This window comes from Rhodanobacter sp. Col0626 (assembly GCF_049994385.1).
Classification (GTDB): domain Bacteria; phylum Pseudomonadota; class Gammaproteobacteria; order Xanthomonadales; family Rhodanobacteraceae; genus Rhodanobacter.
On the sequence record NZ_CP188260.1, the window covers coordinates 3,489,788 to 3,501,132 of the forward strand.

An 11,345-nucleotide genomic window follows, 5' to 3' on the forward strand; every position below is an offset into this window, starting at 1 on the left:
TAGCTGATGCTGCAATACGGCATAAGCGAGGCCTCGCCACGTCCTGCTTCCTCGCCCTCGAGCGGAAGGCCCCTGCTTTGCTCCTCCCCTGTAAGCAGGGGAGGTTGGCCACCGAAGGGAGTCCTTTAGGTGAGGGGTGGCTCTTGACGTTGCCGCAAAAGGCCGAAAAGCACCCCTCCCCAACCCTCACCTGCGTTGCAGGGGAGGGAGCACCAGCCCAGTCTCAACCGCCCTGCCGCAACGCCTGCAGCAGCTGCTCCGGCGTCACATAGCCGCCCAGCGTGCGGCCGTCCGGGCCGATGATCATCGGCGTACCGGTAACGCCCAGCTTCAAGCCCAGGTTGAATTCGTCCTTGACCGGATTGGCGCAGGTCGCCGGCTTCGGCGCATGGCCGCCTTTCGCGGCCGTGAACGCCGCCTTGCGGTCGCTGGCGCACCAGACCGAGACCATCTCCGTATAGGTCGGCGTCGGCCGCCCGGCGGTGGTGGTCAGGCCTTCGCGCGGCCAGGCCAGGTATTCCACGGCGATGCCTTCCTTATTGAACTCGGCCACGTGTTCGTGCAACGCCCGGCAGAAGCCGCAGTTGACGTCGGTAAACACGGTGATCGTGTACTTCGGGTTCGGCGGTGCAAACACGATGCGCTGGGACACCGGTACCTTGGCCAGCTCGGCCTTGCGGAACCGCGACCAGGCATCATCGCTGGCGTTCTGCTTGCGACCCAGATCGATCAGGTCCCCGTGCATCAGGTATTTGCCGTCGGCGCTGACATAGATCATCTGGCCGGATGCAATCACCTGATAGAACCCCGGCATCGGCGCCTGCTGGATCGAATCGACCTGCGCGTCCGACGACAGCTTGCCGATGGCCTGCCGCACCATCTGCGCCGCAGCCGGCGTCACCGCTGGTCCGACGACGGGCGCGGCCGCGTTTTCAGCTGCGATGCCGGTCAGCGAGAGTCCGCCCATGCACAACGCCAGCATCAGCTTGTTCAACATCGCCATCAAGGTTCTCCGATTCGCGCGAATTGCCGCCGGTGAAACCGTCATTCTCGCACAGTCGGCCGCATGCTCCCGCCTGCTTTCGCGGCACACGGGCTTTCGTTCAGTGCTAGATTTCCGTGACCCGAGTGCCCCGGAACGCTTTCCGGCATTCGTGCTTCCTGTGACCTACTACCGGGCGGAATCCTCTTGATCATCTGTGTCCCCAACGTATTGACCGCCGAGGAACTCGGCGCCATCCACAATGAACTTCGTGCCGCTTCGTTCGTCGAAGGCGCCAGCACCGCCGGCTGGTCGGCACGCGAGGTCAAGAAAAACCTGCAGGTCGCCGTGAACACCGGCAGCCTGGCGAAGCTGCAGGACATCGTGCGCAGTGCTTTCCTGCGCGACGCCAAGCTGCAGGCAGCGCTTCTGCCCGCGGCGATGACGCAGGCCATGTTCAACCGGTACGACGTGGGCATGACTTACGGCCTGCACGTCGATGCCGCCGTCATGGGCGGCCTGGGCAGTTCGGTGCGCAGCGACGTGGCGATCACCGTCTTCCTGTCCGACCCCCGAAGCTACGACGGCGGCGAACTCGTCGTGAACGCCAACGGCATGGAATGCGCGTTCAAGATGGAAGCCGGTTCCGTCATCGCCTATCCGGCCAACTCCCTGCATCAGGTCACTCCGATCACGCGGGGTGCACGCCATGCCGCCGTCATCTGGATACAAAGCCAGATACGCGACGCCAGCCAGCGCGAACTGTTGTGGGATCTGGAAACTGCCAAACGACAGATCTTCAGCAGCGAAGGCCAGAGTGCGACGTTCGACGCCGTCAGCCGGTCGCATGCCAACCTTCTGCGCATGTGGGCCAACATGTGAAACGACCGGGTTCTCGCCGTTGTGCCAGACCATGGGACGGTGCGCGCGCTCACCCCCGCGGATGATGTTGCGCGTGCAAACGCTTCAAGCCCTCCTTCGCCACCAGCGTGTAGATCTGCGTAGTGCTGAGCGAGCTGTGCCCGAGCAGCATCTGCAGCGCGCGCAGGTCGGCGCCGTGGTTCAGCAGATGGGTGGCGAAGGAATGGCGCAGTACGTGGGGTGATATGCGTTTCGGGTTGATGCCGACGTTTACTGCATAACGCTTTACCAGGGTCCAGAACATCTGGCGGGTCATGCCTTCGCCGCGCTTGCTGAGGAAAAGCGCCGCCGGTTGACGGCCTTTTGCCAGCGCCGGTCGCGCGCCGGCCAGATAGGTGCCGACGTGCTCCAGCGCGACCTCGCCAACCGGCACCAGCCGATCCTTGCCGCCCTTGCCGGTGACGCGCAGCACGCCCTGACGCGTATTCAACGCGGCCAGCGGCAGCTCCACCAGTTCGGAAACACGCAGGCCGGAGGCGTACATCAGCTCCAGCATGGCGCGATCGCGCAAGCCCAGGGTGGTGCTGGTATCGGGCGCGTTGAGCAGGCCCTCGATCTCGCGCTCGGCCAGCGCCTTGGGCAGGCTGCGCGGCATTTTCGGGCGTTCGATCAGCAGGGTCGGATCGGCAAAACCAGGCTCGGTGCGAGCGACGAAGGCGTAGTAGCGACGGAACGCCGACTGCCGCCGCGCGATCGAGCGCACCGCCACCGACTGCGCCCCGTGATACGCGGAAATGTCCTCGCGCCGAGCGGTCCGCAGATCGCGGCCACGGCTCGCCAGCCAGCTGGCCAGCGCCTCCAGGTCGCGACGGTATGCATCGAGCGTGCGATCGGCCAGGCCATCCTCCGACCACACGCGTTCGACGAACATGCTTATGCTCTGCCGGTCGGGTTCGGCGATACTGGCGCGTCTTTCTTCCTTTTCCATGCGCTCGATGCTGGCCATTGCGCGCGTACTACGCAAGCGACCTCACATCGATGCCCTCGAATTTCGTCACCAGCGATCTACCCTGCCCTTTATGGCGCCGTCTGCTGGCGCTGGTTTACGACCTGTTGATCGTGGTGGCCATCGTGATGGTGGTCGGCCTGCTGTGCCAGCTGGCCACGGGTGGCACGCTGATCAACACCGGCGCGAGAACGGTCATACCGGTGTGGTACCAGGCGCTGCAGGGGCTGGTGGTGGCGGCGTACTTCATCAGCTCCTGGCGACGCGGCGGACAGACCGTGGGCATGCGGCCATGGCGCATCCAGGTCACCCGCGACGACGGCGGCCGACCCACGCTGCAACAGACGTTGATCCGCGCATCGGTCGCGGCGGCACCGCTGGTGCTTCTGCTGCTCAATTCGGTGATCGGACTGCGACCGACGCTGTGGACGCTGCTGGTGGTGTGGACCGGATGGTTTGCCGTGGCGCTGTTCGACCCGCGTCGACGCGCCATCCATGATTTTGCCGCGCATACCGAGATCCGGCTGCTGCAATAGCCAAACTCCCGTTTCGCTTCACACTTCGCTCAACGCATACAAGGTCCAATCCAACGATGCTTCGATCACGCCCCGCCGAAAGCCGCAACGACGCCGAACTGATTCGCGCCAATCGCGGTTTCTACGAATCGCTGTGGGCCGAAGCCCGGCTGATCGGACCGGAGCGTTTCAATACCTGGCCACTCTTGCAGCAACTGGCTGCCGCCGCGACGCGCCGACTCGAGGTGGCTCCGGGGCTGCGCCCGCGACTACCGCTGGAGGGCACCTGTTTCGTCGACCTGAGCCACGCCGCCCTGCAGCGCCTGCGCGCGAGTGGCGCCAACGCGGTGCACGGCATGATCGGCGCACTGCCCTGCGCCGGCGCCAGCTTTGACCTCATCTGCGCACTCGACATCCTCGAACATGTCGCCGACGACGACAGCGCGCTGGCCGAACTGGCGCGCGTGGCGGCGCCCGGCGCCAGCATGCTGCTGTCGGTGCCGCTGCATCCGGAGGCGTGGACCGCGTTCGACGATTTCGTCGGCCATTGCCGCCGCTACGAGCCAGCCCGGATCGTCGCCCGGCTGGCCCAGCACGGCTTCACCATCGAGCACAGCGCGGTCTACGGCATGCAGCCGAAATCGTCGCGCCTGCTCGACCTCGGCCAGTGGTATCTGACACACAAGCGCGAGCGCGCGATGTGGTGGTACAACCGCGTGTTCATGCCGATGGGCCTGTACTTCCAGAAGCCCCTGCGATGGCGTGCCGGCCTGGGCGATACGCAAGGCGTCGACGAGTTGCTGCTGCGCTGCAGTTACCAGCCGGTACCCGCGCCAAGTCACTGATTGAGCTGGGCACCCGCTATTGCGGCATCGCAACACGACAGGCGAAAACGGCGCTAAGATGGTGGTTTTCGCCAGCGGCCAATCACTCCGATGCTTTATCAGATCCACGAATGGCAACGCTCGTTTCTCGGCCCGTTGAGCTACTTCGCGCAAGCCAACGCGCGCATGCTCAACGATCACAGCAATCCGTTCGCGCAGCTGCCGGGCGCGCAGCGGATGGCCGCCGGTTATGAATTGATCCACCGTCTCGGCAAGGACTACGAGAAGCCCGAGTTCGGCATCCATGCGGCCACGGCGCACGAGCACGAGATCGCGGTGATCGAGCGGGTGGCGCTGGCCAAGCCGTTCTGCGAGCTGAAACGCTTCAAGCGTTTCAGCGACGATCCGTCCACGATCGAAAAGATGAAGAACGATCCGGTCGTGCTGGTGGTGGCGCCGCTATCCGGCCACCACGCCACGTTGCTGCGCGATACCGTGCGCACGCTGTTGCGCGAGCACAAGGTGTACATCACCGACTGGGTCGACGCTCGCATGGTGCCGGCCGGCACCGGTCCGTTCGGGCTGGACGACTACGTCGGCTACATCGAGGAATTCATTCGTCACATCGGTGCGCGCGAGCTGCATGTGATCTCGGTATGCCAGCCCACGGTGCCGGTACTGGCGGCGGTGTCGCTGATGGCGGCACGCGGTGAAGACACGCCGCGCAGCCTGACCATGATGGGCGGCCCCATCGATCCGCGGCGCAGCCCCACCAGCGTCGACAACCTGGCCACCCAGCAGCCGCTGTCATGGTTCAAGGGCAACGTGATCCACACCGTGCCGGCCAACTACCCCGGCCGCGGCCGCGAGGTTTATCCCGGCTTCCTGCAGCACGCAGGGTTCATCGCGATGAACCCCAGTCGGCACATGACTTCGCACTGGGACTTCTACCAGGACCTGCTGCGCGGCGATCAGGACGACGCCGAGTCGCATCGCAAGTTCTACGACGAATACAACGCCGTGCTCGACATGCCGGCAGAGTTCTACCTCGACACGATCGAGAAGGTATTCCAGCAGTTCCTGCTGCCGCGCGGCCTGTGGGACGTGGCCGGCGAACGGGTCGATCCCGCCGCGATCAGGCGCAGCGCCCTGCTCACCATCGAAGGCGAACTGGACGACATTTCCGGCCTGGGCCAGACGGAAGCCGCGCACGACCTGTGCAGCAGCATCCCGGCGAAGCGTCGCGCGCACAAGGTGATCGAAGGTGCCGGCCATTACGGCATCTTCAGCGGCCGCCGCTGGCGGGAAACGGTCTACCCGCAGGTACGCGATTTCATCCGCAGGTTCGATGGCGAGCCGCCAGCCGAAAACGCCACAACGAAAGTCAGCCGCGCGCGAAAAACGCGTTGAACGCCTCGACGACGCGGCTGACGCCGTCGTCGTCGACATCCAGATGCGTCACCAGCCGAAGCGTCGGCAGATAACCGATGCTGATGCGGATGCCCGCCTCGCGCAGATGGGCGTCCAGCTCGCGCAGGCGTTTGGCCGGCACGTCGATGAAGACCATGTTGGTGTACTGGCCGAGCAGGTCGACACCGGCGATTTCGCGCAGGCGACCGGCCAGATAGGCGGCGCGGTTGTGATCGTCGGCTAGCCGTGCAATGTGATGGTCCAGCGCATGCAAGCCGGCTGCCGCGAGCATGCCGGCCTGGCGCCAGCCACCGCCGGTGACCTTGCGCCAGCGTCGCGCCTTCTCGACCTGCGCATGCGAACCGAGCAGCACCGAACCCACCGGTGCACCGAGTCCCTTCGAGAGGCATATCGACACCGTATCGAAATGCCGCGCCATCTCGTGTGCCGGCACGCCACACGCCACGGCGGCGTTGAACAGTCGCGCACCATCCAGATGCAGGCCGAGCCCGTGCGAGCGCGCCACGTCGTGCGCGGCGACCAGATAGTCCAGCGGCAGCGGACGGCCGTTCCAGGTATTTTCGAGCGCCAGCACCCGGGTACGCGCGAAGTGCGGGTCGACCGGCTTGATCGCCGCCTGGATACTCTCCAGCGGCAGCGTGCCATCGGCTGCCTGCACGATCGGCTGTGGCTGGATCGAGCCAAGCACGGCCGCGCCACCACCCTCGAATTTGTAGGTATGCGCATCCATGCCCACCAGATATTCGTCGCCACGTTCGCAATGCGCCAGCAACGCCAACAGGTTGGACTGGGTGCCGCTGGGCACGAACAGTCCGGCATCGAAACCGAGTTCGTCGGCCAGCCGTTGCTGCAACGCGTTGACGGTCGGATCCTCGCCGTAGACGTCGTCGCCCACCTCGGCCGACAACATCGCATCGCGCATCGCGCCAGTGGGACGCGTCACCGTGTCGCTGCGCAGATCAACCCATTCCACGGTTTGCTCCAGACTTGGCAAGATGGCCAAGCTTGGCGGCATCAGGCGCGCCGGGCAAGTCCGGACGGACGACGACAACCGGCGTCCGGCGAGCGCGATCGGCGCGCTAGGACAACAGCTGAAAATGCACCATCAACCAGCCGACCGACGCGCTGATGAAGATGCAGACGATTAACCAGAATCCATAGGAATTTTTGTGCCAGATCGGCTTGCTCATATCCCCCCCCCGAGATCGTGTAAGTCATGGACACGCTCAACGCGCCCATCTGCGACGCTGAACATGCCAGCTTCATACCACATCCACGGGCGGAAGGAACATTTCCTCGGCGGGACGTCCGTTTCGGGATCTCGGTCACGCTTTGGATGCCCATCGCTCCAGCTTCCGCCCCTTTGATGCCGCAAATGGCGGTCCGGAACAGGAACGATCCGCCAAGCGGACGGCGCGCAGGGAGCACGATGAACTGACGCAAATGGTCGGCGGCCGACCCGCCGGGTCAGGCGCGACGCCGGAAATAGACCCACGCGAGAATGGCCAGGATCGTGGCTGGCAGCAGGTTGGCGAGCAGCGGTGGCAGGCCGTAGACCGTGCCGAAATTCACCATCGCCTGCTGCAGGAAATACCAGCCGAGCGCCAGCAGGATGCCGATGAACATGCGTTTGCCCAGGCCGCCCGAACGCAGCGTGCCGAACGCAAATGGCATTGCGCACAGCACCAACACCAATACGTTCAGCGAATACAGCGCGCGACCCCAGAATGCTACTGCGTAGCTGCCGGGGCTTTCGCCGTTGCTCTCCAGGTAATGCATGTTGCGACGCAAATCGCGCATGGAAAGGTATTGCGGCTGGATCACCGACTGCGCCAGCACTTGCGGGTTGAGGCTGGACTTCCAGGGCAACGTGGTCGCATGGGTTGCATGCGTCCCGGTTGCGTCGAGCGTCGTGGTGCGCACGTCTTGCAGCATCCATTGCCGACCGTTGTGCTCGGCGGTCTTGGCCCACTCGAAACGGCTGAGCTGGCCGTCGTCGGTGAAGGTGAACACGCGCACGTCGCTCAACTGCACCGTCCCGACGCCGTCGTGCTGTTTCAGCGATGTACCGCGGGCGTTGATGATGTCGTTGCCGTCGCGCGCCCACAGGCCGCTGTCGGTACCCATGCCGAGATCGCCGGATTTCATCCGCAACTGCATCGCCTGCGCCTGCTGGTCGCCCCAGGGCGCCAGGGTCTCGCCGAGGATGACCACGCCGACGATCAGCACCGCGACCACCCCCACCGCCGATGCAGCGATACGCAGTCGCGACATGCCGGCCGCGCGCAATGCGGTGAGTTCACCCGTGCCGGCCAATCCGCCCAGGCCGAGCAAACCGCCAATCAGCGCCGCATTGCCGAACATTTCGTAGGCGCGACGCGGAGACGTCACCAGCACGTAGACGATTGCGTTGTTCAACGTGTAACCGTGCTTGCCCACGTTGGCGAGCTGGCGCAGCAGCTGGGTCACCGCATCGAAACCGGTCAGCACAAGCCACACCATCAACAGCGAGCCGAGCACGCTCATCGCCACCAGCCGATCGACCCGCTTGACGTTGAACACATTGCCGAGCGACAGACTCATGCCGCCACCCTCGGCCGCGCGGCGGGAGCCCTTCCGGGTGAATACTGCTTCCACAGCATCCAGCCGGCCAGCGCCAGCACCACGGCATGCAACGCCCACAGCGGCGCCTCGTTGTGCCAATGACCCTTGCCTATCTGCGCGCGCCCGAGTGCCAGCAGCGTGTAGTAAAGATAGAAACTGACGATGGCCAGCAACAGGCGGCCATACCTCGGCTCGCGCGGGCTCTGCCGCGCCAGCGGCAACGCCAGCAGCAACAGCACCAGGGTCAGCGCCGGCGCATTGGCGCGCCATGCAAACTCGGCGCGATCATCCGGCTCGTTCGAGCGGGCCAGCGTCCAGCTGTCCTTCGAGGCAGCCGGATCGTCGTCCTCATCGGCCTGCACGCTGGACAACGAGGTGTCGTTGCGCTGGTATTGCATCTTGCGCCAGTTATCGGCGCCGAGCGGTACATCGTATTGCCAGCCGTCCTTGAAGGCGATGAAGCGGCCGTCGCCGTTGCTCTCCTGATACAACTCGCCACTGGCTGCGCTGACGATCTTCAGGTGCGGCGGGCCCTTCTTGCTGTCGCTCTGGGTCGCCACGAACGTACGGCCCAGCTTGCTGCCATCGCGGCTCAGGCTGTCGACGAAAATGATGCCGCCCTTGCCCGGCAGGTTGGTGAAACGCCCGGCATCCAGACCCGCCGCGATCACCGAGCGGTTGGCCGCGGCAACCATGGCGTCACTGGTGCGCACCGCCCACGGCCCCAGCCACAGCGACACCAATGCCGTGATCGACACCAGCACCACGCCGAGAATCAGCACCGGCCGCAGCAAGCCACGCGGCCCCATGCCGGACGATGCCAGCACGTGCATTTCGCTCTCGCGATACATCCGCCCCAGCCCCATCAGCACGCCGATGAAGCTGGCCAACGGCATCATGTTGGTCAAGCCGTCGAGCGTGCGCAGCCCCAGCACCTGGAACATCACGCTGGCCGGAAAACTGCCGTTGGCGACCTGCTGCAACACCTTGGCGAACGCGCTGCCAGCGACGATCACCAGCAGCACCACCACGGTGGCGGCCACGGTCTGCGCCAGCTCGCGCAGGAAATAGCGGTCGAGGATGCTCAGCATGCGATAAACTTGTCCGCTTACCCGCCGCGGCCGATCGGCCCGGCAAACCGCAAGTCTAGCCTGTCCGGCCACTGCCGGGCCCATACAGGAACCACCCGATGACACTCCAGTTCAGCCTTGGCACCACCGCCCCCGCCACCGTCGATACCGCCTGCGTGGTGGTTGGCGTGTACGAACAAGGCGTGTTGACCAGCGCGGCTGCACAGGTCGACAGCGCCTGCGACGGGATGATCAAGCGGCAGGTGGAAAGCGGCGACATCAGCGGCAAGGCCGGCAGCAGCACGCTGCTGTTTGCGCCAGCGGGAGTCGCGGCCAAGCGCGTGCTTGTCATGGGCCTGGGCGCGCAGAAATCACTCGACGCCGCACGTTTTCAGAAGGTGAACATCGAAGCGGCGCGCGCACTCGGCCGCCTGCCGGTGACCGATGCCGCCTCGTACCTCACCGAAGTGGATGTACCCGGTCGCGACAGCGCCTGGCGCGTGCGCATCGCCGCGCTGGCGAGCGATCACGCGGCCTACCGCTACACCGCCACGTTCAAGCCGCGCGACAGGAGCAAACAGCCTGAACTGGCTGCACTCGCGTTCGCCGCCGCTGCCGATGCGCAGGCTGGCCTGGATCAGGCCGTGGCGATCGCCGAAGGCGTGCGCTTTGCCCGCGAGCTGGCCAACCTGCCGCCGAACATCTGCAATCCGGCCTATATCGCGTCGCAGGCACAGGCCTTTGCCGACACGCAGGATGCGGTCAGTTGCACGGTGCTCGATCACGTCGAGATGGAGCAGCTCGGTTTCGGTTCGCTGTTGGCGGTGGCCCGCGGCTCGGTCAACAAGCCGCGACTGATCGCCCTGGAATACAACGGCGGCAACGACGGCGACAAGCCGTACGCGTTCGTCGGCAAGGGCGTCACCTTCGACTCCGGCGGCATCAGTCTGAAACCGGGCGCCGGCATGGAGGAAATGAAGTTCGACATGGGCGGCGCCGCCGGTGTGCTCGGTGCGTTCGTCGCCGCGGTGAAGATGGGCCTCAAGCTCAACCTGGTCTGTGTGGTGCCGAGCGTGGAGAACATGCCCGATGGCGACAGCTACCGCCCCAGCGACGTGCTGACGAGCTTGTCCGGCCTCACCATCGAAGTGCTCAACACCGACGCCGAGGGCCGGCTGATCCTGTGCGACGCGTTGACCTGGACCGCGCAGAAATTCCAGCCGCAGGCGATGGTCGATGCCGCCACGCTCACCGGCGCCTGCGTGATCGCACTGGGCAAACATGCCACTGGCCTGATGAGCAAGCACGACGACCTTGCCGCCGAACTGCTCGCCGCTGGCGAGGAAACGCTCGACCGCGCGTGGCGCCTGCCGTTGTGGGACGACTACCAGGCGCAGCTCGATTCCGGGTTCGCCGACGTCGCCAACATTGGCGGCAAGAGCGCCGGCGCGATTACCGCCGGCTGCTTCCTGTCGCGTTTCACCGACGGCCAGCGCTGGGCGCATCTGGATATCGCCGGCACCGCCTGGGACGACGGCCGCAAGGGTCTGGCCACCGGCCGCCCGGTGGCGTTGTTGGCGCAATGGCTGCTGGATCGCGCCGGCTGATCTGCACGGAGCCGACCTGACATGCCTCGCGCCGACTTCTATCTGATCGACAAGCCCCGCTTCCGCGAACAGCCGTTGTTGCTGGTATGCGAACTGGCGAAGAAGGCGTTTGCGGCGCAGCAGCCGACGCTGATCCTGACTCGCGACCATGAGCAGGCCCATGCGCTCGATGAGTTGCTGTGGGCGTTCGACGACGACGTGATGATTCCGCATCAGCTGGCGGGCGACGATGACGATGACGAGGCCGCCGTACTGATCGTGCCGCCCGGCGTCGATACGCCCGACCGGCCGCTGCTGATCAACCTGCGCGAACTTTGCCCGGGCGGCCGTTACCAGCGGGTATTGGAAGTGGTGGCCGCCGATCCTGCCGAACGTGACGGTTCGCGCGTCCGCTGGCGCGAATACCAGCGGCTTGGTTTCGAACTGCACAAGAACGATATGTAGC

At 65.3% G+C, this 11,345-nt stretch carries 11 protein-coding genes; 6 read left to right on the forward strand and 5 right to left on the reverse strand.

Features of this window, described 5'->3' with window-relative positions; genetic code table 11:
• Window positions 1–223: 223 nt before the first annotated feature.
• Window positions 224–997 (reverse strand): DsbC family protein, encoded by a 774-nt coding sequence (locus ACPPVV_RS15425; protein WP_426703255.1) that lies wholly within the window; start codon window positions 995–997, stop codon window positions 224–226.
• A gap of 192 nt (window positions 998–1,189) precedes the next feature.
• On the opposite strand from ACPPVV_RS15425, the gene ACPPVV_RS15430 reads away from it, so the two are divergent.
• The gene (locus tag ACPPVV_RS15430; RefSeq protein ID WP_426700752.1) at window positions 1,190–1,864 is read left to right on the forward strand and encodes a Fe2+-dependent dioxygenase; all 675 of its coding nucleotides are present in this window, start codon (window positions 1,190–1,192) and stop codon (window positions 1,862–1,864) included.
• A gap of 49 nt (window positions 1,865–1,913) precedes the next feature.
• Here ACPPVV_RS15430 and xerD read toward each other — a convergent pair whose 3' ends face one another.
• Entirely contained in the window at window positions 1,914–2,831 is a 918-nt protein-coding gene (gene xerD, locus ACPPVV_RS15435) for a site-specific tyrosine recombinase XerD (RefSeq protein ID WP_426703256.1), read from the reverse strand.
• A gap of 50 nt (window positions 2,832–2,881) precedes the next feature.
• Here xerD and ACPPVV_RS15440 point away from each other — a divergent pair, with 50 nt between their 5' ends.
• From ACPPVV_RS15440 to ACPPVV_RS15450, 3 genes are all read left to right on the forward strand, one after another.
• Complete coding sequence (locus ACPPVV_RS15440; protein WP_426700753.1) at window positions 2,882–3,385, forward strand: RDD family protein; 504 nt, start codon at window positions 2,882–2,884, stop codon at window positions 3,383–3,385.
• A 56-nt stretch (window positions 3,386–3,441) separates the two neighbouring features.
• Window positions 3,442–4,209, forward strand: a complete 768-nt coding sequence (locus ACPPVV_RS15445; protein WP_426700754.1) for a class I SAM-dependent methyltransferase — start codon at window positions 3,442–3,444, stop codon at window positions 4,207–4,209.
• 90 nt (window positions 4,210–4,299) lie between these two features.
• Complete coding sequence (locus tag ACPPVV_RS15450; RefSeq protein ID WP_426700755.1) at window positions 4,300–5,598, forward strand: polyhydroxyalkanoate depolymerase; 1,299 nt, start codon at window positions 4,300–4,302, stop codon at window positions 5,596–5,598.
• Here ACPPVV_RS15450 and ltaE read toward each other — a convergent pair.
• The 3 genes from ltaE to lptF all read right to left on the reverse strand — a co-directional run bounded on the left by ltaE (window position 5,573) and on the right by lptF (window position 9,314).
• Window positions 5,573–6,592 (reverse strand): low-specificity L-threonine aldolase, encoded by a 1,020-nt coding sequence (ltaE, locus tag ACPPVV_RS15455; RefSeq protein ID WP_426700756.1) that lies wholly within the window; start codon window positions 6,590–6,592, stop codon window positions 5,573–5,575. The two genes, ACPPVV_RS15450 and ltaE, sit on opposite strands and share 26 nt — an antisense overlap.
• 494 nt (window positions 6,593–7,086) lie before the next feature.
• Window positions 7,087–8,202 (reverse strand): LPS export ABC transporter permease LptG, encoded by a 1,116-nt coding sequence (lptG, locus tag ACPPVV_RS15460; protein ID WP_426700757.1) that lies wholly within the window; start codon window positions 8,200–8,202, stop codon window positions 7,087–7,089.
• Window positions 8,199–9,314, reverse strand: a complete 1,116-nt coding sequence (gene lptF / locus ACPPVV_RS15465) for an LPS export ABC transporter permease LptF (RefSeq protein ID WP_426700758.1) — start codon at window positions 9,312–9,314, stop codon at window positions 8,199–8,201. Before lptF ends, lptG begins: the two co-directional genes overlap by 4 nt.
• A gap of 98 nt (window positions 9,315–9,412) precedes the next feature.
• On the opposite strand from lptF, the gene ACPPVV_RS15470 reads away from it, so the two are divergent.
• Both ACPPVV_RS15470 and ACPPVV_RS15475 read left to right on the forward strand, forming a co-directional pair.
• A complete protein-coding gene (locus tag ACPPVV_RS15470; protein ID WP_426700759.1) occupies window positions 9,413–10,900 on the forward strand; it encodes a leucyl aminopeptidase in 1,488 nt (495 codons plus the stop codon).
• Between the two features lie 21 nt (window positions 10,901–10,921).
• A complete protein-coding gene (locus tag ACPPVV_RS15475; protein WP_426700760.1) occupies window positions 10,922–11,344 on the forward strand; it encodes a DNA polymerase III subunit chi in 423 nt (140 codons plus the stop codon).
• Window position 11,345 lies beyond the last annotated feature (1 nt).

What these genes read in the sequence shown, in the direction of transcription:
- ACPPVV_RS15470 (WP_426700759.1), top strand. Translation starts at nt 9,413, where the DNA reads ATGACACTCCAGTTCAGCCTTGGCACCACCGCCCCCGCCACCGTCGAT.
- ACPPVV_RS15440 (WP_426700753.1), top strand. Translation starts at nt 2,882, where the DNA reads ATGCCCTCGAATTTCGTCACCAGCGATCTACCCTGCCCTTTATGGCGC.
- ACPPVV_RS15425 (WP_426703255.1), bottom strand. Translation starts at nt 997, where the DNA reads ATGTTGAACAAGCTGATGCTGGCGTTGTGCATGGGCGGACTCTCGCTG.
- lptG (WP_426700757.1), bottom strand. Translation starts at nt 8,202, where the DNA reads ATGAGTCTGTCGCTCGGCAATGTGTTCAACGTCAAGCGGGTCGATCGG.
- lptF (WP_426700758.1), bottom strand. Translation starts at nt 9,314, where the DNA reads ATGCTGAGCATCCTCGACCGCTATTTCCTGCGCGAGCTGGCGCAGACC.
- ACPPVV_RS15475 (WP_426700760.1), top strand. Translation starts at nt 10,922, where the DNA reads ATGCCTCGCGCCGACTTCTATCTGATCGACAAGCCCCGCTTCCGCGAA.
- ACPPVV_RS15450 (WP_426700755.1), top strand. Translation starts at nt 4,300, where the DNA reads ATGCTTTATCAGATCCACGAATGGCAACGCTCGTTTCTCGGCCCGTTG.
- xerD (WP_426703256.1), bottom strand. Translation starts at nt 2,831, where the DNA reads ATGGAAAAGGAAGAAAGACGCGCCAGTATCGCCGAACCCGACCGGCAG.
- ACPPVV_RS15445 (WP_426700754.1), top strand. Translation starts at nt 3,442, where the DNA reads ATGCTTCGATCACGCCCCGCCGAAAGCCGCAACGACGCCGAACTGATT.